At 69.9% G+C, this 25517-nt stretch carries 18 protein-coding genes; 8 read left to right on the forward strand and 10 right to left on the reverse strand.

Features of this window, described 5'->3' with window-relative positions; genetic code table 11:
- On the forward strand, positions 1-1542 hold the full coding sequence (locus tag ACQPYZ_RS05240) for a glycoside hydrolase family 13 protein (protein WP_433165788.1): 1542 nt from the start codon (positions 1-3) through the stop codon (positions 1540-1542).
- On the opposite strand, the gene ACQPYZ_RS05245 is transcribed toward ACQPYZ_RS05240, so the two are convergent.
- The 5 genes from ACQPYZ_RS05245 to ACQPYZ_RS05265 all read right to left on the reverse strand — a co-directional run bounded on the left by ACQPYZ_RS05245 (position 1535) and on the right by ACQPYZ_RS05265 (position 7958).
- Complete coding sequence (locus ACQPYZ_RS05245) at positions 1535-3784, reverse strand: heavy metal translocating P-type ATPase (protein ID WP_433165790.1); 2250 nt, start codon at positions 3782-3784, stop codon at positions 1535-1537. The genes ACQPYZ_RS05240 and ACQPYZ_RS05245 overlap by 8 nt on opposite strands.
- A gap of 16 nt (positions 3785-3800) precedes the next feature.
- On the reverse strand, positions 3801-4799 hold the full coding sequence (locus ACQPYZ_RS05250; RefSeq protein WP_433165792.1) for a hypothetical protein: 999 nt from the start codon (positions 4797-4799) through the stop codon (positions 3801-3803).
- On the reverse strand, positions 4796-5014 hold the full coding sequence (locus ACQPYZ_RS05255; protein WP_433165794.1) for a heavy-metal-associated domain-containing protein: 219 nt from the start codon (positions 5012-5014) through the stop codon (positions 4796-4798). The genes ACQPYZ_RS05250 and ACQPYZ_RS05255 overlap by 4 nt, the downstream gene beginning before the upstream one ends.
- A gap of 27 nt (positions 5015-5041) precedes the next feature.
- The gene (locus ACQPYZ_RS05260; RefSeq protein ID WP_433165796.1) at positions 5042-5344 is read right to left on the reverse strand and encodes a metal-sensitive transcriptional regulator; all 303 of its coding nucleotides are present in this window, start codon (positions 5342-5344) and stop codon (positions 5042-5044) included.
- A 130-nt stretch (positions 5345-5474) separates the two neighbouring features.
- The gene (locus ACQPYZ_RS05265; protein ID WP_433165798.1) at positions 5475-7958 is read right to left on the reverse strand and encodes a YfhO family protein; all 2484 of its coding nucleotides are present in this window, start codon (positions 7956-7958) and stop codon (positions 5475-5477) included.
- 102 nt (positions 7959-8060) lie between these two features.
- Between ACQPYZ_RS05265 and ACQPYZ_RS05270 the strand changes: the two genes are divergently transcribed.
- Positions 8061-9020, forward strand: coding sequence for a glycosyltransferase family 2 protein (locus ACQPYZ_RS05270; protein WP_433165800.1), 960 nt, complete (start codon positions 8061-8063; stop codon positions 9018-9020).
- A gap of 145 nt (positions 9021-9165) precedes the next feature.
- Here the strand turns inward: ACQPYZ_RS05270 and ACQPYZ_RS05275 are convergent, their stop codons facing one another.
- Complete coding sequence (locus ACQPYZ_RS05275) at positions 9166-10245, reverse strand: ABC transporter ATP-binding protein (protein ID WP_433165802.1); 1080 nt, start codon at positions 10243-10245, stop codon at positions 9166-9168.
- A gap of 224 nt (positions 10246-10469) precedes the next feature.
- On the opposite strand from ACQPYZ_RS05275, the gene ACQPYZ_RS05280 reads away from it, so the two are divergent.
- A complete protein-coding gene (locus ACQPYZ_RS05280; RefSeq protein ID WP_433165804.1) occupies positions 10470-11501 on the forward strand; it encodes a LacI family DNA-binding transcriptional regulator in 1032 nt (343 codons plus the stop codon).
- Here ACQPYZ_RS05280 and ACQPYZ_RS05285 read toward each other — a convergent pair.
- From ACQPYZ_RS05285 to soxR, 3 genes are all read right to left on the reverse strand, one after another.
- Positions 11489-13270 (reverse strand): LamG-like jellyroll fold domain-containing protein, encoded by a 1782-nt coding sequence (locus tag ACQPYZ_RS05285; RefSeq protein WP_433165806.1) that lies wholly within the window; start codon positions 13268-13270, stop codon positions 11489-11491. The genes ACQPYZ_RS05280 and ACQPYZ_RS05285 overlap by 13 nt on opposite strands.
- 144 nt (positions 13271-13414) lie before the next feature.
- Complete coding sequence (gene snpA / locus ACQPYZ_RS05290; protein ID WP_433165808.1) at positions 13415-14086, reverse strand: snapalysin; 672 nt, start codon at positions 14084-14086, stop codon at positions 13415-13417.
- 200 nt (positions 14087-14286) lie between these two features.
- A complete protein-coding gene (gene soxR / locus ACQPYZ_RS05295; RefSeq protein WP_433165810.1) occupies positions 14287-14760 on the reverse strand; it encodes a redox-sensitive transcriptional activator SoxR in 474 nt (157 codons plus the stop codon).
- Positions 14761-15184: 424 nt separating this feature from the next.
- Between soxR and ACQPYZ_RS05300 the strand changes: the two genes are divergently transcribed.
- Positions 15185-17731, forward strand: a complete 2547-nt coding sequence (locus ACQPYZ_RS05300) for a DEAD/DEAH box helicase (RefSeq protein ID WP_433165812.1) — start codon at positions 15185-15187, stop codon at positions 17729-17731.
- 51 nt (positions 17732-17782) lie between these two features.
- On the opposite strand, the gene ACQPYZ_RS05305 is transcribed toward ACQPYZ_RS05300, so the two are convergent.
- Positions 17783-18871, reverse strand: a complete 1089-nt coding sequence (locus tag ACQPYZ_RS05305; protein ID WP_433165814.1) for an aminotransferase class V-fold PLP-dependent enzyme — start codon at positions 18869-18871, stop codon at positions 17783-17785.
- 138 nt (positions 18872-19009) lie between these two features.
- On the opposite strand from ACQPYZ_RS05305, the gene ACQPYZ_RS05310 reads away from it, so the two are divergent.
- The 4 genes from ACQPYZ_RS05310 to ACQPYZ_RS05325 are packed head-to-tail and all read left to right on the forward strand — an operon-like array spanning position 19010 to position 25492.
- Positions 19010-22294: a penicillin acylase family protein gene (locus ACQPYZ_RS05310; protein WP_433165816.1), complete on the forward strand. Its 3285-nt coding sequence runs from the start codon at positions 19010-19012 to the stop codon at positions 22292-22294.
- A 27-nt stretch (positions 22295-22321) separates the two neighbouring features.
- Positions 22322-22912 (forward strand): YbjQ family protein, encoded by a 591-nt coding sequence (locus ACQPYZ_RS05315; RefSeq protein ID WP_433165818.1) that lies wholly within the window; start codon positions 22322-22324, stop codon positions 22910-22912.
- On the forward strand, positions 22902-24251 hold the full coding sequence (locus ACQPYZ_RS05320) for a GH1 family beta-glucosidase (RefSeq protein ID WP_433165820.1): 1350 nt from the start codon (positions 22902-22904) through the stop codon (positions 24249-24251). The genes ACQPYZ_RS05315 and ACQPYZ_RS05320 overlap by 11 nt, the downstream gene beginning before the upstream one ends.
- On the forward strand, positions 24248-25492 hold the full coding sequence (locus ACQPYZ_RS05325) for an MFS transporter (protein ID WP_433165822.1): 1245 nt from the start codon (positions 24248-24250) through the stop codon (positions 25490-25492). The genes ACQPYZ_RS05320 and ACQPYZ_RS05325 overlap by 4 nt, the downstream gene beginning before the upstream one ends.
- Positions 25493-25517 lie beyond the last annotated feature (25 nt).

Below are 25517 nucleotides of genomic sequence, written 5' to 3' on the forward strand. Positions count from 1 at the left end.
ATGGCCGACGAGTGGTGGCGCGGGGCTGCTATCTATCAGGTCTATCTGCGGAGTTTCGCCGACGGCAACGGGGACGGGATCGGTGATCTGGCCGGCCTCCGGCAGCGGCTGCCGTACCTGGCGGAGCTCGGGATCGACGCGATCTGGCTGAACCCGTGGTACCCGTCGCCGATGGCCGACGGCGGGTACGACGTGGCCGACTACCGGGCGATCGACCCGGCCTTCGGCACGCTGGCGGAGGCCGAGGCGTACATCGCGGAGGCACACGCGCTGAACATCCGCACCATCATCGACATCGTCCCGAACCACGGCTCCGACCAGCAGGAGTGGTTCGTCCAGGCGCTCCAGGCCGGCCCCGGCTCACCCGAGCGCGACCGCTTCATCTTCCGCCCGGGCACGAACGACGGGCCGCCCAACACCTGGCAGTCGATCTTCAACGGCCCCGCGTGGACCCAGGTCGAGGACGGCGAGTGGTACCTGCACCTGTTCGCCCCCGAGCAGCCGGACTTCAACTGGCGCAACCCCGAGGTGGTCGAGGAGTTCCACGACATCCTCAGGTTCTGGCTTGACCGCGGTGTCGACGGCATCCGGATCGACAGTGCCGCCGTCCTGTTCAAGGACCTGGACAGCGTGGAGGAGTCGTACACCGACCACGACGAGGTGCACGAGATCTACCGTGGTTGGCGGCGGATCACCGACGCGTACGACGACCGGTTCCTGGTCGGCGAGATGTGGATGCCGGACCAGGAGCGGTTCGCGCTGTACCTGCGGCCGGACGAGATGCAGACCGCGTTCAACTTCGACTTCCTCTCCCGTCCGTGGCAGGCGGACGAGTTGAAGGCGTCGATCGACCTCACGCTGACCACCCACGTGCCGATCGGCGCCTCGCCGACCTGGGTGCTGTCCAACCACGACGTGACCCGTCCGGTGACGAAGTACGGGCGTCCGGACACGTCGTTCTCGCATCAGGACCGCAAGCACGGCATGCCGACCGACCTCGTCCTCGGCGAGCGCCGGGCCCGCGCGGCCGCCCTGCTCGCGATGGCGCTGCCCGGTGGACTGTACGTCTACCAGGGCGAGGAGCTCGGCCTGCCCGAGGTGGAGGACCTCCCCGACCACCTGCTCCAGGACCCGATCTTCGCCCGTTCGAAGGGCGCCGACCGCGGCCGCGATGGTTGCCGAGTGCCCCTTCCCTGGTCGGGCAAGGAGCCGCCCTTCGGCTTCGGCACCGGTACGCCGTGGCTCCCGCAACCACCGGACTGGAAGAACCTGACGGTCGAGTCCCAGCAACTCGACCAGAACTCGATGCTCACCCTCTACCGCACCGGCCTGCACCTCCGCCGCACCCACCTCGGCGACGGCACCCTCCGCTGGCTCGACACCCCACCCGGCGTCCTCGCCTTCACCCGCGAAACCCTCACCTCCATCACCAACCTCACCCCAACCCCCATCCCCCTCCCACCCCACGAAGAACTACTCCTGGCCAGCAGCCCGTTGGAACACGGACTGCTGGCCACCGACAGCACTGCTTGGGTCAGGTGAGTGTTTGGAAGCGGCGGAGGCGGAGGCTGTTGGTTACTACGAAGACCGAGCTGAAGGCCATGGCGGCGCCGGCGAGCATGGGGTTGAGGAGGCCGGCGGCGGCGAGGGGGATGGCGGCCACGTTGTAGGCGAAGGCCCAGAACAGGTTGCCCTTGATGGTGCGCAGCGTCCGGCGGGACAGGCGGATGGCGTCCGCCGCCGCGCGCAGGTCGCCGCGGACCAGCGTCAGGTCGCTGGCCTCGATGGCCACGTCGGTCCCGGTGCCCATGCTCAGGCCGAGATCGGCCTGGGCCAGGGCGGCCGCGTCGTTGACGCCGTCGCCGACCATCGCGACCACCCGGCCGTCGGCCTGCAACTGCTTGACCGCGTCGACCTTGCCGGCGGGCAGCACCTCGGCGATCACCTCGTCGATGCCGACCTCGGCCGCGACCTTCGCCGCCACCGCCTCGTTGTCACCGGTCAGCAGCACCGGCCGCAGCCCGAGCTCACGGAGTTGCCGGATCGCCTGGGCCGACGTGGCCTTGACGGTGTCCGCGACGACCAGCACGGCCCGCGCCTGTCCGTCCCAGCCGACCGCGACCGCCGTACTGCCCTCGGTCTCGGCGTGGTCCTTCGCGTGCGCCAGGTCGTCCGGCAGGTACTGACTCCACTCCTCGAGCAGCCGCGTCCGGCCGACCAGTACGGCGTGACCGTCGACGATGCCCTGGACGCCGAGCCCCTCGACGTTCCCGAAGTCTTCGACCTCGGGCAGCTGACCGAGCTCGGACTGAGCGGCCCGGGCGATGGCTGCCGCGATCGGGTGCTCGCTGGAGTGCTCCAGCGCCCCGGCCAGCCGCAGTACGTCGGCCCGGTCCTCGCCCGGAGCCAGCAGTACGTCGACCAGCTCCATCCGGCCCGTGGTCACGGTGCCCGTCTTGTCCAGCACGACGGTGTCGATCCGCCGGGTGTTCTCGAGCACCTCCGGACCCTTGATCAGGATGCCCAGCTGCGCCCCGCGGCCGGTCCCGACCATCAACGCGGTCGGCGTGGCCAGCCCGAGCGCACACGGGCAGGCGATGATCAGTACGGCGACCGCGGCGGTGAACGCGACCTCGACCGGCGAACCGTTGCCGAGCCAGAACCCCAGCGTCCCGAGCGCCAGCCCGATCACGATCGGCACGAACACCCCGGACACCCGGTCGGCCAGCCGCTGGACCGCGGCCTTCCCGTTCTGCGCGTCCTCGACCAGGCGGGCCATCTGCGCGAGCTGGGTGTCCGACCCGATCCGGGTGGCCCGGACGACGAGCCGGCCACCGGCGTTCACGGTCGCCCCGACGACCGCGTCGCCCTCGCCGACCTCGACCGGCACCGACTCGCCGGTCAGCATCGACGCGTCGACCGCGCTGCTGCCGCTGACGATCTCCCCGTCGGTGGCGACCTTCTCACCGGGCCGTACGACGAACTGGTCGCCGACGACCAGCTGGTCGGCCGGGATCCGGACCTCGGACCCGTCCCGCAGTACGGCGACGTCCTTCGCGCCGAGCTCGAGCAGCGCCCGCAGCGCGGCCCCGGAACGGCGCTTGGCGCGCGCCTCGAAGTACCGGCCGGCCAGGATGAACGTGGTGACACCGGCCGCGACCTCGAGGTAGATCTCCTCCGCTCCGCCGCCCCGGGACGGGATCAGCGTGAACGGCATCTTCATCCCGGGCTCGCCCGCACCGCCGACGAACAACGCGTACAGCGACCACAGGAACGCGCTCACCACGCCCAGCGAGATCAGCGTGTCCATCGTCGCGGCGCCGTGCCGCAGGTTCGTCCAAGCGGCCTTGTGGAACGGCCAGGCCGCCCACGTCACCACCGGGAAGGCCAGCGTCAGCGAGGCCCACTGCCAGAAGTCGAACTGCAGCGCGGGGATCATCCCGAGGGCGATCACCGGCACCGCCAGCGCGATGCTGGCGAACAACCGGTCCCGCAACGGCTTCAGCTCGTCCGGCGTCCCGGCGTCCGGCGAGTCCGGGTCCGACGCGTCGACGGCCGGGGCCGGCAGCGCGGCGCTGTAGCCGGTCTTCTCGACGGTGGCGACCAGGTCGTCGGTGCTGATGCCGTCCGCGAACGTCACCTTCGCCTTCTCGGTGGCGTAGTTGACGGTGGCGGTGACACCGTCCATCCGGTTCAGCTTCTTCTCCACCCGGGCGGCGCACGAGGCGCACGTCATGCCACCGATGATGAGCTCGACGGACTGACCGGGATCTGTGGTGGTCATTGCAGTGTGCCTCCTCTCAGTGGCCGTGCGGGGTCTCTGCGTGCCCCGGCGTACTCGGCGCCGCGCTGGGCAACTCGGTGGGTGGGACGATCGCGGTGGCGCCGTCCGCGCCCACCCGGACGGTGAACTCGGCGGTGTGCACCGCGCCTGCGTGCTGGAAGTCCAGGAACAGGGCGTACGTGCCCGCGGTCGGGAAGGTGGTCGCGAAGGTGATGCCCGGCCCGCCCTTCGTCCCCGGCTCCGCGTGCTGCGCGGGGTGGTTGTGCAGGTAGGCGAGGTCGCCGCTGCGCAGGGAGACCAGGTGCCCGAAGGCGCCCAGGTACGGCTGCAGGTCGGTGACCGGCTTGCCGCCGCGGCTGATCGTGAAGGTCAGCTCGGACTCCTTGCCCGCGACCGGCTTGCCGGCCAGGGTCACGTCGTACCCGTGGAAGCTGTAGAGGCTCGTCGGCTCGCTCAGCGGGACCGGGATGTAGAGGCCGGAGACGTTCACATCCGTGCCGAGGGTCAGGGTCCGGTCGAGCCCGGCCGGCTGGAAGTCGGCGTACAGCCGCCAGGTGCCGCCGGCGGTGAACGTGAACGGAATGCTCCAGGTCCCACTCGCGTCCCGGGTCGGGTGCACGTGGTGGAAGCCGGACAGGTCCCGCCGGACGACGATCAGGTGCAGGTCCTTCTCGTGGGTCTCGGTGTACTTCGTGACCGGCTTGCCGTCCGGGCCCTGGATGGTGAATCGCAGCTCGGTCTTCGTGCCGGACTGGTAGAACGTGGTCGCGGGAGTCAGGGTGTACCCGGCGTCCGAGACCGCGAGCCCGGGCAACTGCCCACCCGCCTCGCTGTGACCGGAACCGTGGCCTGCTGACTGCTCCATACCGCCCATCTCCTCGTTGTGTGCCGGGGCGGTGGTGGTGTCGGCCGCCGCGATCGGGTCGACCGCGGTGCCGATCGCGTACGCCGCCCCGAAGGCGAGCGCGAGCGCCCCGGCGAACGCGCCGAGCCGGAGCGCGGCGGCCCGGCTCACGACGCCGCCAGTTCGTAGCCCGCCTCGTCGACGGCCTCGCGGACCGCGGACTCGTCGAGAGCGGACTCACTCGTCACGTGCACCGCGGAGGTGCCGCCCGCGACGAGGTCGATGCTGACCTGCTGGACGCCGACCAGCTTGCTGAGCTCCTCGGTGACCGCGGAGGTGCAGTGCCCGCAGGTCATCCCGCTGACGGAGTAGGTCGTGGTGGTCATATCGGTGCTCCTTGAATTGGGTGAGTGTCAGCTACGGACCAGGCGGGCGATCGCGTCGGAGGCCTCGCGAACCTTCTCCTCGGCCTCCGGACCGCCCTTCTGCGCGGCCTCGACCACGCAGTGGGCCAGGTGCTCGTCCAGCAGCTCCAGCGAGAACGACTGCAGTGCCTTCGTCGCCGCCGAGACCTGGGTGAGGATGTCGATGCAGTACTTGTCCTCCTCGACCATCCGCTGCAGGCCACGGACCTGGCCCTCGATCCGCCGCAGCCGCTTGAGGTGGCTGCTCTTCTCGGCGGTGTACCCGTGCACGTGCCCGGCGTCGGTGGTCATCTGAGGCTCCTCTGCTCCCGCATCTACCCCTCGGGGGTATGTCGACAGACAGGAAGTTACCCCCTTGGGGTATCAAAAGCAACCCCTACGGCAATACCTGCCGGGGGTATCTTCTAAAGAGCGGTAGCGGCTAGCGCGACCTGCCCCGCCGGAGTCGCCCGAACAGCGCGATGCCGAGGGCGAGGGCGACTGCGGCCGCAGCCAGCGCGAGACCGCGGCGCAGGCCGGGCGGGGTGTAGGAGCAGTGGATCCGTTCGGCCGACTCGGGCAGTTGGACGGCGATCAGACCGCCGAAGTCCCGGGGAACCTGGGCCTCGCCGCCGTTGACCGAGCACGTCCACCCCGGGAGCTTCGGTACGGCGACCACGGCGTACCCCCTGCTTCCCGGACGCAGGGTCGCGCTGATCGAGTGTCCGCCGGCACCGACGTCCGTCGCCCCGCCCAGCCGCAACTGCCGGACTGCCCGTGCGAGCTTCTGCTCGTCCAGGCAGCCGAGCGCGCCGGTGGCCGTGATCCCCGAGGTGCTGTCGCCGAACCTGATCTCGGCCGACACCACGCCGGACGCCGGGACGGTGCCGAGCGGGACCATTCCGCTGCTCGTGTTGATCCCGGGACGGCGGGTCGCACCCAGTTCACGCCACTGGATGCCGTCGGTCAGCTTGGCCTCGCCGGAGACCCGCGGCTGGTGCAGGTACGCCGTCGTCCCGGGCGTGCACCGCCCGACCAGCTTGACGTCCCCGCCGGTGATCGACTTGCTGCCGCGGTACTCCGGGACCTCGTACACCTGGGTCCCGAGCAGCCGCTCCTGGGCGGCGAACGCGTTCGGCGTGTCCGTGTCGCCGAGCCGCCGGCGGACGGTCACCAGCGGCGGCGCCGCGGACCGGGTGATCTCCTCGACCCCACCGGACCGGAGCCGCAGGCGGGCGCCGACCGAGAAGATCGCGTCGGTCACCGGGTGCGTGAGGTCGTCGGCCGCCCGGCCGTACCCGCTCCAGCCGAAGCCGAGCTCGGTCATCGTCCGGTTCACCGACGCCGGCAGCAGGCTGCTGTACAGCCCGGCGCCCTGGCCGCCGAGCAGCATCGGGTCGTTCGGCGTCACCGACGTCCCCGGATCGGCCCGGTACGCCGGCCAGGCGACGGCCCCCCGAATCGCCTCGGACTGTTCGGTCCGCTGCTGGTCCCATGGCTGCACCACCGCGCTGAGGATCTTCGCGCGCTGCTCGTCCGTCACGACCGCCGTCCACGTGGTCTCGACCGCGACGACGGCCATCACGACCGCGAAGGCAGCCGCGACCGGCCACTTCGTCCGTCGCAGCGCGGCCGACCGTCGCAGCAACCAAATGGTGCCGAAAGCAACGAACGTGACCGCACCGGAGACGATCAGCACAGTCATCGCGCGCTCGGTCAGCAGCGGACTGCCGTCGGATAGTACGGCGACGACGGCGAGCAGCGCCGCACCGCCCAGCAGCGCCAACGGGCCGGGCAGCCGGGGCGCGACCGCGAGCCATGCGAGCACGACGATCACGCCGCAGAGCACGAAGGCCTCGCGGTACTGACTCCCGTTCGGCGTGTCGAAGCCGTGCCACATCTCCTGCGTCGGTGTCCACCGGAAGGACAGCGCCAGCGCGACCAGCGTGACGATCCAGACCGCCTTGGTGCGGATTGCGACGTACCGGTGGAACGGGAGGCTGAGTGCGAGCAGCAGCGCGACCGTGCCGACGTACAGGCTGGCCGTCCGGCCGACGCCCTCGGACAGCGGGAGCAGCCGGGACAGGAACACGTCGACCGGCGACGGCGTGAAGATGCCGGACGGCGACGGGGTCGCGATGTCGTTGGCCGCGAACACCGGGAGCAGGATCGGTGCCGCCAGCCCCAGTCCGAGCACGAACGAGACGCCGTACCGCACGACACCCCGCAGTCGCTGCATCCAGGGCAGGTCACTGGTCAGCACCCGGGCGATCAGGTAGAGCGCGGCCGCGATCGTTGCCATGTAGGCGGTATAGAAGTTGGACACCCAGAAGACCCCGACCACCAGCACACTTAGCAGGCGGTTGGTGCGGCGCAGTGACCACTCGGCCACCAGGAAGAACATCGGCAGCGCGATCAGGCCGTCCAGCCACATCGGTACGTACGCGCCGTCGTCGATCGCCCAGCCGCAGACGCCGTACGACGCGCCGAGAATCGCTGCAACCCAACGGGGTCCTGGCGCCATCTTGAGAAGTAGGACCGCCATCGCGGCGGCGGCCAGGGCCAACTTGAGGACGGTGATCACGTACACGGCCAGATCGATCTGGTCGCGCGGGAAGAGACCCACGAGCAGCGACAATGGGCTGCCGAGGACGACGCCGTAGTCGCCGAGGAAGCCGACACCCAGCGCGCTCTGCCAGTTGAACAGCAGATCACCCTGGGCGCGGCCGTGCAGGACGTCCCACAGATGGGCGAAGAAAGGGATGTACTGGGTACCGAGATCGTTGGTACTGCGGGACAGTGGACCGAAGGGAAAGGTGCCGCGGATGACTCCGGAGGCGGCGAACACCGCCGCCGCCAGCACACCGGCGACGAGGGCGGGCAGTGCTGCCGATCGCCGGGGTACGGCACTGTCCTCGGAAACCACTGGCCGCCTCTCTGCTAACCCTGCCCGGCGAAAACTAGCGCGGAGCTCCGGTCTGGATACTAGTGGGGCCGAGGTGCTCGGGTTGGACGGATGAGGATGACGATGCGGTTGAGTCTGGTGGTGCCGTGTTTCAACGAGGTCGAGGTGATCGACCGCTTCCATGACGCCGTCAGCCGCGACCTGGCCGCGATCGGCCGCCCGTACGAGATCGTGTACGTCGACGACGGCAGCGACGACGGGACGCTCGAGGCGCTGGTGCAGCTGGCGGACACCGATCCCGCGGTCCGTTACCTGTCCTTCAGCCGGAACTTCGGCAAGGAGTCGGCGATGCTGGCCGGCCTGCGGTACGCCGACGGCGACGCGGTCGTGATCATGGACGCCGACCTGCAGCACCCGCCGGAGCTGATCGCCCGGATGCTGGAGCTGTACGAACGTGGCTTCGACCAGGTGATCGCCCGGCGCAACCGGGTCGGCGACCCGGCCACCCGGACGCTGCTCGCCCGGGCGTACTACTGGCTGATCAACAAGTGGGCCGACGTCGAGCTGATGGACGGCGTCGGTGACTTCCGGCTGCTGTCCCGCCGGGCGGTCGACGGGCTGCTGGAGTTGGGGGAGTACAACCGGTTCTCGAAGGGCCTGTTCGCCTGGATCGGGTTCGAGTCGATCCTGTTCGAGTACGACAACGTGAAGCAGCGCGGGCGGAAGAGCCGGTGGACGTTCCGGCGGCTGCTCGAGTACGGGCTGGACGGGTTGCTGTCGTTCAACAACCGGCCGCTGCGGCTGGCGATCTACGTCGGCCTGCTGATGACCGCGGTCGCCGCCGGGTACGCCGTCTGGGTGATCGCGGTCGCCGCCCTGCGCGGGGTCGAGATGCCCGGTTACGTCACGCTGATCGCGGCGGTCACCGGGCTCGGCGGGCTGCAGATGGTGATGCTCGGGGTGATCGGCGAGTACATCGGCCGGATCTACTACGAGACCAAGCGCCGCCCGCACTACCTGCTCAAGCAGACCAACCTGAACCCGGCCGACCACCCGGCCACCCGCGACCGCCGGGTGCCCTGAGCCGCCGAGCGCTCCCTGAGCCGGCGGGTGCTCCGAGCCGGCGGGTGCTCCGAGCCGGCGGATGCTGCCGAGCGCTCCCTGACGACGTACAGCGGCCCCGGGTGGACGAACCACCTGGGGCCGCTGCGTCGCGTCGTACCGCTGATCAGGCGGTCAGCCGCTCCTCGGTGGAGGTGCTGAACAGGTGCAGCTTGTCCGGCACCGCCGCCAGGTGAACGGTGGAACCCTTCTCGACCGGCATCCGGGCGTCGATCCGGGCGACGATCTGCTGGTGCTCGTTGTTGTGCTCCGCGGTGCCGTACAGGTACGCGTCGGCGCCGAGCTCCTCGACCACGGCCACGTGCACCGGCAGGCCCTGGTCCGCGACCTTGAAAGCCTCCGGGCGAACGCCCACCGTCAGGGTCTTGTCGCTACCGGCCTTGGCCAGCAGGCTGCGCTCGAGCGGGATGACGTAGTCGCCCAGCTTGGCGCCGTTGTCGGTGATGTCGGCGTTCAGCAGGTTCATCGCCGGCGACCCGATGAAGCCGGCCACGAACTTGTTCTTCGGGTGGTCGTACAGGTTCAGCGGGGTGTCGACCTGCTGCAGCAGGCCGTCCTTCAGCACCGCGACCCGGTCGCCCATCGTCATGGCCTCGACCTGGTCGTGGGTGACGTAGACGGTGGTGACGCCGAGACGCTGCTGCAGCTCGGCGATCTGGGTCCGGGTCTGGACGCGCAGCTTGGCGTCGAGGTTCGACAGCGGCTCGTCCATCAGGAAGACCTGCGGATTACGCACGATCGCGCGGCCCATGGCGACGCGCTGGCGCTGACCACCGGACAGGGCCTTCGGCTTGCGGTCCAGGTACTCCTCCAGGCCGAGCAGCTTCGCGGCTTCCTGCACCCGCTTGGCCCGGTCCTCCTTGGAGACACCCTGCATCTTCAGCGCGAAGCCCATGTTGTCGGCGACCGACATGTGCGGGTAGAGCGCGTAGTTCTGGAACACCATCGCGATGTCCCGCTCCTTCGGCGGACGGTGCGTGACGTCGCGGTCGCCGATGTAGATGGAGCCCTCGTTGACCTCTTCGAGGCCGGCGAGCATCCGGAGCGAGGTGGACTTGCCGCAACCCGACGGGCCGACGAGAACCATGAACTCGCCGTCCTCGATCTCGAGGTTGAGCTTGTCGACCGCGGGCTTGTCGGAGCCGGGGTAGACCCGGGTTGCCGACTTGAACGACACAGTGGCCATGACGATTACATCCCTTCACCGGCAGGAACGTGCCGGACGATCCGAGTAAAGGCCCCCGGGCGGGGGTGCGCTTATCCTCACCCGGCAGGCTCGTCCTGACAAGGTGTACGGCGTGTGACGTGTGCGTTCTGTTCACGTAGTGGACAACTGTGCGCAGTCTCAGTCTGCAATTTCTTGCAGAAGCTTGCTGCAAGTTTCAGGCAGCACTGGGTACAGTGCCCCGCGTGAGCAGCAGAGCGCGGCTGGCGGACATCGCGGCCAAGGCGGGGGTGAGCGAGGCCACGGTCTCGCGGGTGCTGAACGGCAAGCCGGGGGTGGCCGAGGAGACGAAGCAGTCGGTGCTGACCGCGCTCGACGTCCTCGGGTTCGAGCGGCCGACCCGGTTGCGGCGCCGGTCGGCGGGGCTGATCGGGCTGGTGATGCCGGAGCTGATCAACCCGATCTTCCCGGCGTTCGCCCAGGTGATCGAGTCGGCGCTGTCGCAGCGCGGGTTCACTCCGGTGCTGTGCACCCAGTCCCCGTCCGGGGCGACCGAGGAGGAGTACGTCGAGATGCTGCTCGAGCGCGGCGTCTCCGGGATCATCTTCGTGTCCGGTCTGCACGCCGACACCGGCGCCGACCACGAGCGCTACCGGGCGCTGGTCGACCGGCGGCTGCCGGTGGTGTTCGTGAACGGCTGGCTTCCGCAGGTGCAGGCGCCGTTCGTGTCCTCGGACGAGTACGCCGCGATGGAGCTGGCCGTCTCGCATGTCGTTGCCCTCGGCCACCGTCGGATCGGCTTCGCCTCCGGGCCGGAGCGGTTCATCGTGGTGCAGCGCAAGCTGGCCGGCTACCGGACGTCGATGAAGGCCCAGCTCGGCCTGGCCGACCACGAGCTCGACGAGCTGGTCGCGCTGAGCATGTTCGGCGTCGAGGGCGGAGCCGCGGCGGCGCAGCGACTGCTGGACGCCGGCGTCACCGCGGTCATCTGCGGCTCGGACATGATGGCGCTCGGCGTCATCCGGGCCGCCCGGCAACGAGGTCTGTCCGTGCCGGGCGACCTGTCGGTGGTCGGGTACGACGACGCCCCGATGATGGAGTTCACCGACCCGCCGCTGACCACGATCCGCCAGCCGGTGCAGGCGATGGGCCTGGCCGCGGTCCAGTCCCTGCTGGAAGAGGTCCGCGGCCACGCCACCCCGCACACCGAGTTCCTGTTCCGCCCGGAGCTGGTCGTCCGTGGCTCGACCGGCCCGGCGACGGGTCAGAACGGGTAACGCAGCTGCAGGTTCGGCGGGGTCGTCGCGTTGCTGGAGCGGATCGCCGCGATCTCGGCCGGCGAGAGGGCGCGGTTGTAGAGCCGTACGTCGTCCAGGGATCCGCGAAGGTGCTGCTTGCCGTCGAGACGCCGGCCCAGGTGAATCTGGAACGGTCGCTTGGGGCTGACCGACCCGATCGTCCCGGTCGTCGTCGCGGCCGCGGCACCGTCGATGTAGATGGTGAAGGTCGAGCCCTGCCGGCGAAGGGCGAAGTGGTGCCAGGCGCGATCGTTGTACGCCGACGTGGTGGCCACCGTGATCGCCGTCTCGCCGCTCTGGGCGAGCGCGCGGATCCGGTTGCTCGCGGGCTCGGCCCGGAGCCAGAGCTGTGAGTACACGTCGCCCTGGTTGTAGGCCCAGATCAACGGCTGGTCGGCCGTGCTCGCGCCGTAGTTGAACCAGCCGGTCCAGGTGAAGTCGCCGCTGCTGACCGCGAGCTTCTCCGCGAACGGCAGTTGCACGTAGTCGTCCGTACCGTCCAGCGACAACGCTTGACCGAACCGGCCCGCCACCGCCGCCGGACCACCGCGCAGGTACCCGTGCAATCCGTTGCCTGAGGCATCGGATGTCACCGGAACGCCACTGGTGTTGCCGTCCGGCAGACCGAGGTCGGCCTCGGTGAACGTCGTGAACCAGATGTAGCCGTGCGACCAGTTGACCGCCCGCTCGTACGCCAACGCGACCGTGGTGTCGTTGATCAGCGTCATGTCCGTGTACGCCGCCATGCCGCCGTAGATCACCGTTCCGCCGCCGGGATCCACCCACTCCGTGCCGCCCTTGTAGGTCGAGCGGATCGTCAGGTTCTCCCGGGTCTGGCCCTGGCGCGTCGGCGCCGCGAGCAGCACACGGTTGTAGCGATCGCCCTGGTCGGTCGCCCGCAGAGCCAGCGTGGACGCCTGGACGGTCGGCACCGCGAGGCTCTGCTCGGCCGCTCCGGCGTGGAAACCGGTCGAGAAGGTCGCGCCGGCGTCGGTCGAGACGGCGGACGCGACGGTCGACGTACTGGTGCCGTTCTCGTCCCGGGCGAACGCGAACAGCGAGCCGTCCGGGCGTTCGAAGACCGACAGTTCCTGGACGCGCAATTCCGGGTCGGCCGAGTGGTCGTGGGCGCCGAGCGCCCAGGTCAGCCCGCCGTCGTCGCTGTAGACGAGGGCGCCGCCCTTCTGGTCGCCGGCCGTGGTCGAGTAGTGCGTGCCGACGACGAGTCGGCCGGCGTGCGCGCCGCGGAGCAACTGGATGCCGTGCGACGGTCCGGTCGCGTAGCCACTCCACTCCGGCCGCTTGACGCTGCTGGTGATCTCCCGCGGCGTGGTCCACGTCTGTCCGTTGTCGTCGCTGTACTGCGCCCAGACGGTGTTGTACTGCCTCGACGTCAGCAACGAGATCCGTCCGGTCCGTGCGTCCACCACGGGCGCCGGGTTGTGGGCGGTCGCGTCCACGCCGGCGTGCACGACCTTCGGCGTACTCCAGGTCACGCCGTTGTCGGTGGACCGGACCATCACCACGTCATGGGTGCCGGTGTCGCCGCAGGTCGGCTTGCGGCCTTCGGCGAACAGCACCAGCGACCCGTCGGCCGCCGTCACGAGTGCGGGGATGCGGAAACAGGTGTACCCACCGGTGCCGGGCGACAGGATCGCCTTCCCCTCCAGACCTGCCGCGTACGCCGGAGACGTCAGGCAGGCCGTAAACCCCAGAAGTACCGCAACCACCGCACGTAGGAGCCTCACCCTGATCAGTGTTCCGGGATCGCGGCGGCCAGGGTCTGTTCTCCGGCGTGTCGTAGTACGTCCTATGTCCTCCGTTGACGGCGGACAGGACTTCGGCCCGGAGACCGTCCCCTGCCGGGCGGTTCCGGGCCGAAGGGCCCGGGGTTACTTGCTGCTGTGGAAGGCGGCCTTCGCGGCGGAGGCGATGCCGTTGGCCCAGAGCTGGTCCACGCGGGCGCGCTCGTTGGCGTCCGGGTAGGCGTTGGTGCACGACGGGCCGGGGCCGCCGCCGGACATCAGCTCGGAGCACGGGCCGGAGTAGTGGTCCGGCAGGCCGAGCACGTGGCCGGTCTCGTGGGCGGTGATCCGGAGCGGGTCGTACTGCTGCGACTGGGCGTAGTCCAGGAAGATGTAGCCGCGGCCGTGACCGTCGGTGGACGCGTACGAACCGCGCGGGTCGTTGCCCTCGGTGTAGTAGAAGTCGTAGCTGCTGCCCTCGACCAGGGTCACGTTGTTGACCGAGGAGTTCCAGATCGACGTGCTGGAGTTGATCTGGTTGCGGAAGGTCGGCGCGTCCACGGCGTACGTGACGGTGACCGCGGCGGCGGCGTTGCCGGCCTTGGCCCGCTTGGCCTGCGCCGACTTCATCACGGCGTCGTAGAAGGCCTTGGTGGCGGCCTGGTCCTGCGGCGAGCCGGTGTAGGCGGCGCGGGTCTGGGTCGTGGAGACGGACGGGGCGGCCGGTGCCGGGGCGGGGGACGCGGCGGCGAAGGCGGGGACTGCCAGCGCGGCGGCGGCCAGCCCCGCGAGCGAAGACAGGATGCGGCGATGCGACATGGGAGGGCCTCACTCCGGATCTGTGGCGGAAAGCGACCAGCGGATTACTGTTCGCTACAGACCGGATGCTGCCAAGACTGCCGGAGTTCCGCACCAGATCGGGAAAAACTCGGGGGTTAACCCTCGATTGACGGTCGCGGTTCTATGACTGTCATAACTCGTTGCCTATGTCAGGCCAAACATGCGCTCGACTGAGTTCGTCACTCGCCGGGGATGCCGACGTTGAGGATGCGGGCGCCGGGGCCGCGCTCGGCCAGCCGGTCGGCCTTGTTGTAGAGGTTGCAGCGCTGCAGGCTCAGGCAGCCGCAGCCGATGCAGCCGTCGAGGTCGTCGCGCAGCCGCTCGAGCTCGGCGATCCGCTCGTCCAGCCGGCTGCGCCAGGACTTCGACAACCGGCTCCAGTCGGCGCGGGTCGGCGTACGGTCGTCCGGCAGGGAGTCCAGCGCACCCTTGATCTCGGACAACGCGAGCCCCACCCGCTGGGCCGCCTGGACGAACGCGATCCGGCGCAGCGTGCTCCGCTGGTACTGACGTTGGTTGCCGGCCGTCCGGCGGGACCGGATCAGACCCTGGTCCTCGTAGAACCGCAACGCCGACGCGGCGACCCCGGACCGGTGCGCGATCTCCCCGATGGACAGCCAGTGATCCTTGCTCGGAACGTTCTCCTCCGCCATACCGCCAACCCTAGGATGGTTGCCCAAGAACTCAAGCTCACTTGAACTGCTGGACTCGGGAGCCGGCAGGGTGAGGGAGCCGCAGGTGGCAGGGGTCGGGGTGGCGGACGGAAGGGACCGGGCGGTAGGCCACTGGGGTTGGTGGTCTGGTCCTTTTTGCTGTGGTCAGCGGGCGGGGCGGGGTCGGGTATACTTTTCGGTGTCGGTGCGCGCGTCGCGTCACCAGAGTTCTTCCCAGGCGCTCCGACCCGTCGGTTTCAGCATCCGGCTGAAGTTTCCCGGCGACATGGGTGCAACGCGATAGCACCCGCAGGTCGATGCCCGTCTCCTGCTCAGCACGTCCGGACCGGTCACGTCGGTGACCGGCCCTTTTGTGCGGTTGCGATCCGGCCATTCGTCCGTGACGTTGAGAGAGAGTTTTTGCGTGACCCAGCACCACCAGGACGACTTCCCCGTGGACTCGGCCGACGGCAACCAGGCCGACGCCCGGACCAAGAAGCCGCGGCACAAGAAGTTCCAGACCCAGTCCTACGGCGAACGCCTGGCCGCCCAGTCCAGCTCGTCCGTGCCCTCTGAGCAGGCCGGGCGGTCCGAATCTGCCGCGCAGTCGGTCCCGACGGCCGCCGGCGACAGCCGTGACGACCGCCGCGACAACCGCCCGGTGAAGGGCTACCGCGCCGACCGCACCACCCAGCCGCGCCGCCAGTACGACGACGACCGCACCACGACCCGCGCCGACCGCCCGCAGTACAACCGCGACGACCGCGCGACCTACAACCGCGACGACCGCCCGCGCTTCAACCGCGACGAGCGGCCGAGCTTCAACCGCGACGAGCGGCCGCGCTTCAACCGCGACGAGCGGCCGCGCTTCGACCGGGATGGCCGGTCCAGCTCCGGCCGCGACGACCGGTCGCAGTACGGCGAGCGGGGCCGGAGCGACCGTGCGCAGTTCAGCCGGGACGAGCGTCCGCGGTTCAACCGGGCCGACCGGTCGCAGTACCGGCGGGACGACCGCGGAAGCAACAGCCGGGACGACCGTCCGCGCTTCAACCGCGACGACCGCTCGACCTACAACCGCGACGACCGTCCGCGGTTCAACCGCGACGACCGCTCGAGCTACAACCGCGACGACCGGTCGCAGTACGGCGAGCGGGGCCGGAGCGACCGTGCGCAGTACAACCGGGACGAGCGTCCGCGGTTCAACCGGGACGACCGGGGCAGCGACAGCCGCGACGAGCGTCCGAGCTACCGGGATGACCGCGCCCGGACCGACCGGCCGCAGTTCGACCGCGACAACCGGTCCAACTACAGCCGCGACGAGCGTTCGCAGTCCAACCGCGAGAACCGGTCGAGCTACAACCGCGACGACCGTCCGCAGTACAACCGCGAGGACAGGTCGCAGTACAACCGGGACGACCGGTCGCAGTACAACCGGGACGACCGTCCGCAGTACAACCGGGACGACCGTCCGCAGTACAACCGCGACGAGCGGTCGCAGTACAACCGCGAGGACCGGGCGCAGTACGGCCGGGGTGAGCGGGCGCAGTACCGGCGGGATGAGCGGGTGAGTAGCGCGCGTGGTGAGCGTGCGGGGTATCAGGAGAGCAAGCGGGTGGAGGAGCCGGTGGACCTGGGGAACGTTGCACCGGACAACCAGTTTGCCGCGCTCGGGCTGGCGCCGCGGCTGGTGCAGCGGCTGGCGCGGGACGGGATCACCACGCCGTTCCCGATCCAGGCCGCGACCATCCCGGACGCGCTGGCCGGCAAGGACGTGCTCGGCCGCGGGCAGACCGGCTCCGGCAAGACGCTCGGCTTCGGTCTGCCGACGCTGATGCGGCTGGCCGGCGGGCACAACGAGTCCCGGCGCCCGCGCGGCGTCGTCCTCGTGCCGACGCGTGAGCTGGCGATGCAGGTGCACGACGCGCTCGAGCCGCTGGCGCACGTGATGAACGTGTCGCTGAAGCTGATCGCCGGCGGCCTGCCGTACCCGAAGCAGATCGAGTCGCTCCGCCGTGGCGTCGACCTCCTGATCGCGACCCCCGGCCGGCTGATCGACCTGTGCGAGCAGGGTGCGGCCGACCTCGGCGCGGTGGAGATCGCCGTCCTGGACGAGGCCGACCACATGTGCGACATGGGCTTCATGCCGGCGGTGACCACGCTGCTCGACATGACTCCGCCCGAGGGCCAGCGGCTGCTGTTCTCGGCGACGCTGGACAACGACGTCGACACCATCGTGAAGACGTACCTGAAGGACCCGGTCACGCACTCGACCGAGTCCGGCCAGGCCACCGTGACCACGATGGAGCACCACCTGCTGGTGATCGAGCCGGCGCACAAGCAGTCGCTGACGGCCGAGCTGGCCAGCCGCGACGGCCGGACGATCGTGTTCGTCCGGACCAAGCTGGGTGCCGACCGCGTCGCCACCCAGCTGCGGGACCGGGGCGTGATGGCAGCGGCGCTGCACGGCGGCCTGACCCAGGGCGCGCGGAACCGGACGCTCGACCAGTTCAAGGACGGTTCGGTACCGGTGCTGGTGGCAACGGATGTCGCGGCTCGCGGTATCCACGTCGACGACGTCGGCCTGGTCGTCCAGGCGGACCCGGCGGCCGATCACAAGGACTACCTGCACCGCGCCGGGCGGACCGCCCGGGCCGGTGGGAAGGGCGCGGTCGTCACTCTGGTCCTGCCGCACCAGCGGCGCGGCATGGTCCGGCTGGCCGAGTCGGCCGGGGTCGAGGCCGCTCCGGTGAAGGCGCGTCCGGGCGACGACCTGGTGTCCGGACTGACCGGCGGTAACAAGCCGTCCGGGTACCCGGTGAAGCTGCCGGCGCCGAAGCCGCAGCGGCACGGCAAGGGCGGCAAGCGGTTCGGCAGCAGCCGTCCGGGCCGCGGTCACGACGGCCGTGGCGGTAGCGGACCGCGCCGGGGCAACGGCCCCCGCCGTACCGAGAACCGGTCCTACCAGCGCTGACATAGTGAAAAGGGCTGGTTCTCCTTGGAAACAAGGGGACCCAGGGCTTTGTCAGGTAAGGATCGCCCACAGACGGGCGAGAACCGTGTCGATCTCCTCGGCATCCAACGGGATGAGCTCGAACACCAACTCGTCGGCGTCCACGCGATCCGTCATCACGTAGATCGACGGTGACCCGGCCTCCAGTTCGGTGGCCACGCGCTTGGCGTCCGGAACCCGGAGTACGGCGCGCGAGACCTGCAAGCCGGTGGGATCACGCTCGATCGCGGCCTCGACGCCGGGAATGTTGCCGACGGCATTGACGAAGGTGACGACCTTCGCGAGCTCGTCCGCCTCCCACTTGACCCGGTCGAAGGCCTGCCACTCCTCGAGCGCCGCGATCACCCCGATCACGGCCTCCTTGGTCGGCTTCATCACCCGGCCGATGCCCTTGTCCTGCGCCCGGATCGACTGCACCAGCGGCCACGTGCCCGCGATCAGTCCGGCCGTGGGGGAGCCCAAGTACTTCTGCCCGCTGACGAGCACGAGGTCCGCACCGGTCGCGAGCAGATCCGCGATCCGCGGGAACTGCGCGGCGCCGTCGATGATCGCCGGTACGCCGCGGCGGTGAGCGGCCCGGACAGCGGCGACCAAGTCGATCGGCTCGCCGGACGTCAGCCGCGACGACACCAGGAACAGGCACGCGACGTCCGGTCCGTCGAGCTCGTCCTCCAGATCGTCAATGTCACAACGGGTTTCGTCGCCCGCGAGGTCGACCTGGGCGCCGGCTAGCCGGATGCCCTGCAGGTTGGAGTGGCCGTAGTTGACGACGTGGTTGGCCGGCATCACGACGCGGTTGTGCATGTCCGTTGCGTCCGGCAACGCTGCCACCCGGCGCGGATCGCCGCCGGTCATCGTGGCCGCGACCGAGAGGGTGATGCCCGCGGCGGTGCAGTGCACGACCGCCCCGGCCTGCGCGCCGGTCACCTGGGCGATGGCCTCGCTCGCGCGGTCCCCGAGCTCGTCCATGACGAAGAACTCGGGCAACGCCTGGGCGACCGCGTCCGCCACCCCCTGGGAACTCCTCGACACCCCGAGCGGGGTGTACGTGCCCCTGGCATTGATCACCACACTCAACCGATAACGATCGTGGATGCTCATGGTGCTGCACACAGTAGTGGTCACGGACTGTGGTTGGCGAGAGTCTGAACGCGAGATCTTGACCCGAACCTACTGGTGAGTCATTCTCAGTTTCCGTAACTCCCCTGCCGCCCGTCCTGCGCCCCGAGGGAGGAATCCGTGTCGCCTCGCCCCGCCCCGCGAACACCCCGCCGGACCGTTCGCCGCCGGTTCCGTACGACGCTCGCCGCCGCCTCCGCGGTCGCCGTCCTGGCCGCCCTGCCGGCACCGACCGAAGCCGCCGAGGCAACACCCGCAGCTGGGGCAACGCCGCAAGCCGGGGCAACGCCGCAAGCCGGGGCAGCACCGCAAGCCGGGGCGACGGCGCGAGCAGCCGCGGCGGCGCCGGCGGACTACTGCGTCGGGCAGTGCGACGACATCGTGACGCCAGGGCAGAACGGGCACGCGACCTTCACGGATCTCCTGCTGTTCAAGGGTTTCGGCGTCCGGCCGCGCCATTTCAGTGATTCGCTCGGGCCTTACCAGAATCTGGTCTGGAACTCCCAAGGCCTCACCGACGACGACCTCGGCGCGTACTTCGACGACGCGTCGTTCGGGGTGAAGCCCGGCGACGTCGCGAGCACGGTGAAGCCGCGCGCGGACGTCACGATCGTGCGGGACAAGTCCCGCGGCATCCCGCACATCACCGGCACCACTCGGCAGGGCGTGATGTTCGGGGCCGGGTTCGCCGGGGCGCAGGACCGGTTGTTCGTGATGGACGTGTTCCGGCACCTCGGCCGCGGTCAACTGACCCCGTTCGCGGGTGGTGCGCCGGCCAACCGTGCGTTCGAGCAGGAGTTCTGGCGGACCGCGCCGTACACCGAAGCCGATCTGCAGAAGCAGTTCGACGACGCCGACGAGCGGTACGGCGCCGACGGCGTGAAGATGCAGCAGGACATCCAGGCCTGGGTCGACGGCGTCAACCACTACATCAACACGGTCGGCATCGCGTACCCCGGTGAGTACGTCGCGCTCGGTCTGGACTGGCCGACTCCGCAGTGGAAGGTGACCGACGTGGTCGCCACCGCGGCCGTGGTCGCCGGCATCTTCGGCACCGGTGGTGGGCACGAGGTCACGTCCGCGCTCGCGCTGCTCGAGGCGCAGGCGAAGTACGGCGTTGCCCAGGGCACCAAGGTGTGGGAGTCGTTCCGGTCGCAGAACGACCCGGAGGCGAACACCACCGTCCACAACGGCGCGACCTTCCCGTACGGCGTGACCGAACCCAACCCGGCCGGCCGGGCGATGCCGGACCGCGGCTCGGTCACCCCGGAACCTCAGGTCATCAACGAAAGCGTTGCGACCGCCAAGCGCAAGCCCACGCAAAAGAGCAGCATCACGCCGCCGATGCGAACGCAAACGGCCGAATCCTTGCGCGGGATCTTCGACAGCGGCCTGTTCCCCGAGGGCTTCGGTGAGAAGGGCATGTCGAACGCGCTGCTCGTCTCGGGTCAGCACACGGTCAGCGGCAACCCGATCGCCGTCTACGGCCCGCAAACCGGGTACTTCGCGCCACAACTCCTGCTCCGTCAGGAGCTCCAGGGCCCAGGGGTCAGCTCCCGCGGCGTCGCCTTCGCCGGCTTGAACTTCTATACGCTGATCGGCCGCGGTCCGGACTACTCCTGGAGCGCCACCTCCGCCGGGCAGGACATCACCGACACGTTCGCCGTACCGCTGTGTGAGCCCGGCGGCGGCACCCCGACGAGGAACTCGCAGCACTACGAGTACCGCGGCAACTGCGTACCGATCGAGCGGCTCGAGCGGCACAACGAGTGGTACGCCAGCCTCGGCTCGTCCGAACCGGCCGGCTCGTACACGCTGGTCGCACTCCGGACGAAGTACGGCATCGTCACGCATCGCGGCACGGTCGGCGGGCGGCCGGTGGTGTTCACCAAGAACCGGTCGACCTACGGCAACGAGGCCGGGTCCGCGCTCGGCTTCATGCAGTTCAACGACCCGGACCGGATCCGCTCCGCGGCCGACTTCCAGACCGCGGCGCACGACATCGGCTACACCTTCAACTGGTTCTACACGGACAAGACGTCGATCGCGTACTACAACTCCGGCGACAACCCGGTCCGTGCGGCCGGCGGCGATCCCAACCTGCCGACCTGGAGCTCGTACGAGTGGCAAGGCTGGGACCCGGTCACCAACCGCGCGACCTACACCCCGGCCGCCGAGCACCCGCAGGTCGTCAACCAGGACTTCCTGACCAGCTGGAACAACAAGCAGGCGCCTGGGTTCTCGGCGTCGGACGGGCAGTTCGGCTACAACGCGGTCTACCGCAGCCAGCCGCTCGACGACCGGATCAAGGCGGTCATCGACAACGGACAGAAGTTCACCCGCGGCAAGCTCGTCGAGGCGATGGAGGACGCGGCCACGGTCGACCTGCGCGGCGACCAGGTGCTCCCTTACTTACTTCGAGTACTGAAGTCAGCGCCGATCACCGATCCGGCGGTCGCCGACGCGGTCGCCAAGCTGACGGCCTGGCAGGCGGCCGGCAGCCACCGCAAGACGCCGAACGCGTCGTCGAAGGTCTACGACCACAGTGAGGCGATCCGGATCCTGGACGCCTGGTGGCCGCTGCTCGTCCCGGCCCAGTTCAAGGACCTCGGACCCGAGCTGTACGGCGCCCTGGTGGCGAACCTCAAGATCGACGAGCGGCCGGGCGCACAGGGATCCGCGTTCCAGAGCGGCTGGTGGGGTTTCGTCCAGCGCGACCTCCGGAAGGTGCTCGGCGACCCGGTGCAGACGCCGCAACCGGTCACGTACTGCGGCGGCGGTTCGCTGACCGCCTGCCGCACGGTGCTCGGCGACTCCTTGCTGGCGGCAACCAAGGTTCCCGCGACCACGACGTACCCGGCGAGCGGTGACTGTGCGGCGGGCGACCAGTTCTGCGCCGGTCAGATTGTCCACAATCCGATGGGCGGCATCACCCAGGACCGGATCGCGTGGGTCAACCGGCCGACGTACCAGCAGGTGATCGAGTTCCCGGCCCGCCGGGGCGACGACGTCGGCAACCTGGCGGCGGGCCGGACGGCGACCGCGAGCAGTTACGAGCGGGGCTGGTTCAACTCGCCGCCCGCGAACGCGGTCGACGGCAAGCTGACCACGCGGTGGGCGAGCGACTGGTCCGATCCGCAGTGGCTCAAGGTTGACCTCGGCAACGAGCAGACGATCCGGCGGGTGGTGCTGCACTGGGAGGCGGCGTACGGGCGTTCGTACCGGGTCGAGGTGTCCCGGGACGGGTCGTCGTGGCGGGAGGTGTTCGCGACCTCGGGCGGTGACGGCGGGGAGGACGTGGTCCGGTTCGACGCGACGCCGGCGCGGTTCGTCCGGGTCACCGGCACGCAGCGGGCGACGTCGTACGGATACTCCCTCTACGAGCTTCAGGTCTACCGGCAGTGATGCACCGGAGCCTGTCAGGATGAGGGCATGAACCAGACCTTCCCCCCGAACCCGAACCAGCCGTACCCGCCGCAACAGGGTTACCAGCAGGGCCCGCCGCCCGGGTACCGGCCGCCGCAGCAGCAGGGCTACCAGCAGGGTCCGCCGCCGCAGGGGTACGGGCAGCCCGGGTACGGGCAGGCTCCCGGCAACTACCGGCCCGCGCAGCAGAACGCGCCGCACATCGCGCCGGCGGGTTCGCCGTACCCGGTGCTGGTGTCGACCATGAACGACCTGCCCGGGTACACCGCCGAGATGGTGTTCGGCGAGGTGTTCGGGCTGACCGTGCGCAGCCGCGACTTCGGGTCGAACTTCACCGCCGGCTTCCGGTCGCTGGCCGGCGGCGAGGTCCCGGAGTACACCCAGATGCTGGCCGAGTCCCGGCACGTCGCGGTGATGCGGATGTGCCAGATGGCGCAGCAGATGGGCGCGAACGCGATCCTCGCGATGCGCTTCGACTGCACCGAGATCGCGAACACGATGAGCGAGGTGGCCGCCTACGGTACGGCGGTCATCGTCCGCAAGACCGAGCCCCGGAGCAAGCCCGAGTCCGACGAGGATGATGCGCATGACAGCTGACCTGACGTTCGGCCCCGGCTTCCGGTGGGGTGTCTCGACGTCGGCGTACCAGATCGAAGGGGCCGTGGCCGAAGGTGGCCGCGGCCCGTCGGCCTGGGACACGTTCTGCGCCGAGCCGGGGCGGATCCTGAACGGCGACACCGGCGAGGTCGCCTGCGACCACTACCACCGGTACGCCGAGGACGTCGCGCTGATGCGGGACCTCGGAGTCGACCTCTACCGGTTCTCGTTCTCGTGGCCGCGGATCCAGCCGACGGGCAGCGGACCGGGGAACGCGGCCGGCCTGGACTTCTACGACCGGCTGATCGACACCCTGCTCGGCGCCGGGATCCAGCCGGCGCCGACGCTGTTCCACTGGGACACGCCGCTGGCGCTGGAGGACGCGGGCGGCTGGCTCGAGCGGTCGATCACCGACCGGTTCGCCGACTACGCCGAGCTCCTGGCCGCGCGGTTCGGGGACCGGGTGCCGATGTGGATCACCATCAACGAGCCGATGGTGATCACCCTGATGGGGTACTCGCTCGGCGCGCACGCACCCGGCCGCGAGCTGATGTTCGACGCGCTGCCGGTCGCTCACCACCAGCTGCTCGCCCACGGCCGTGCGGTGCAGGCTCTCCGCGCCGCGGGAGCGACGAACATCGGGATTGCCAGCAACCACGCGCCGACCTGGCCGGCCAGCGACAGCGTCGAGGACAAGGAAGCGGCGGCGCTGTACGACAACCTGATCAACTGGCTGTTCGCCGACCCGGTGCTGCTCGGCACCTACCCGTCCGGCTTCGAGGCCGCGATGCCCGGGCCGGTCGCCGACGATCTGGCCGTCATCAGCGAGCGCCTGGACTTCTTTGGCATCAACCACTACGCCCCGGTGTCGGTCGGCGCCTCGACCGGTCAGGCCGACACCGCCGCGACCGACGGCATCCTGCTGCCGCCCGGCCTGCCGTTCGAGCCGCGCACGCTCGAGGGCTACCCGAAGACCGACTTCGGCTGGCCGGTCGTGCCGTCGGCGTTCGGCGAGATCCTGCGCACCTTCAAGGACCGGTACGGCGACCGGCTGCCACCGATCTACATCACCGAGAACGGCTGCTCGTACGGCGACCCCGTGGACGACCCGCGGCGGATCGAGTACCTCGACGGCTACCTGCGGTCGCTACGGCAGGCGATGGACGACGGGGTCGATGTCCGCGGGTACTTCCAGTGGTCGCTGCTGGACAACTTCGAGTGGGCGGCCGGGTACTCACAGCGCTTCGGGCTTGTCCACGTCGACTTCGAGACCCAGGTGCGGACGCCGAAAGCGTCGTACCACTGGCTCCGTGACGTGATCGCGCAGAGCCGGGGATGATTCCCGAGCCGGGGGTGGTGCCGACCGCGTTCGCGGAGCCGGTCGCGCGCGTCCGGTCGCGGTGGACGGCGGCCGTCGTACTCGCGAACGTCGGGGTGTTCGCGGCCTGGTTGGGGCCGATCCAGGTGATCCTGGCGAAGCAGTCCGAGGCGGTTGCGCCGGGCAACAAGGAGTTCGTGTTCGGCCTGGTGACCGGGGTCGGCGCGGCGGTGTCGGTGGTCGCGAACCCGGTGGCTGGCGCGATCTCCGACCGGACGATGTCGCGCTTCGGCCGCCGGGTGCCGTGGGTACTGGCCGGCGCGGTCGGCGGGGCCGTCGGGTTGCTCGTGCTGTCTGGGGTCGCGTCGGTCGCGTGGATGCTGGTCGGCTGGTGTCTGGTCCAGCTGTTCGGGAACACGTTGCTTGCGGCAATCACCGCGGCCGTGCCGGACCGGGTGCCGACGCTGCAACGCGGGACCGTCGGGGGATGGGTCGCGCTGTCGCAGGTCCTCGGGGCGTTGGTCGGCACCGGGCTGGCGACGTACTTCGGTGGGATCGGGGCCGGGTACGTCGCCTGCGCGGTCTTCCTGCTGTTGTCGGTGCTGCCGTACCTGCTGAGGAGCGGGGACGAGCGGTTGAGTTCGCGGCCGCCGCTGGTGGTGCGCGACTTCGTCCGCGGCTTCTGGATCAGTCCGCGGCGCCACGCGGACTTCGGGTGGGGCTGGTTGACGCGGTTCCTGTTCAACGTGGGGAACGCGCTCGGGACGCTGTACCTCTTCTACTACCTGCAGGACGAGGTCCGCGTCGACGAGCCGGACACCGCCGTACTGATCCTGACCGCAATCTACAGCGTCTGCGTCCTGATCACGTCGATCACCTTCGGCACCTGGTCCGACCGGATCGCCCGGCGGAAGGTCTTCGTCACCGGCTCCGGCGTGGTGATGGCGAGCGCGGGCGTGGTCCTCGCCTTCTGGCCCACCTGGCCGGGCGCCGTCCTCGGCGCGATCATCCTCGGCGCCGGCTTCGGCGTCTACCTGTCCGTGGACTTCGCCCTGCTCACCCAGATCCTCCCCAACCCCCGCGACCGCGCGAAGGACCTGGGCGTCATCAACATCGCCAACTCCCTCCCCCAGGTCTTCGCCCCCGCCCTCGCCGCCCCCATCGTCAAACACCTCGGCGGCTACCCCGTCCTCTACCTCCTGGCCGCCACCGTAACCCTCCTAGCCGGCCTCCTCGTCCGCCAGATCAAGACGGTCAATTGATCCACGGCACCTGGTGGTTCCGCCG

Origin of the sequence: Kribbella sp. CA-247076 (assembly GCF_050942445.1) — a bacterium.
Classification (GTDB): Bacteria; Actinomycetota; Actinomycetes; order Propionibacteriales; family Kribbellaceae; genus Kribbella.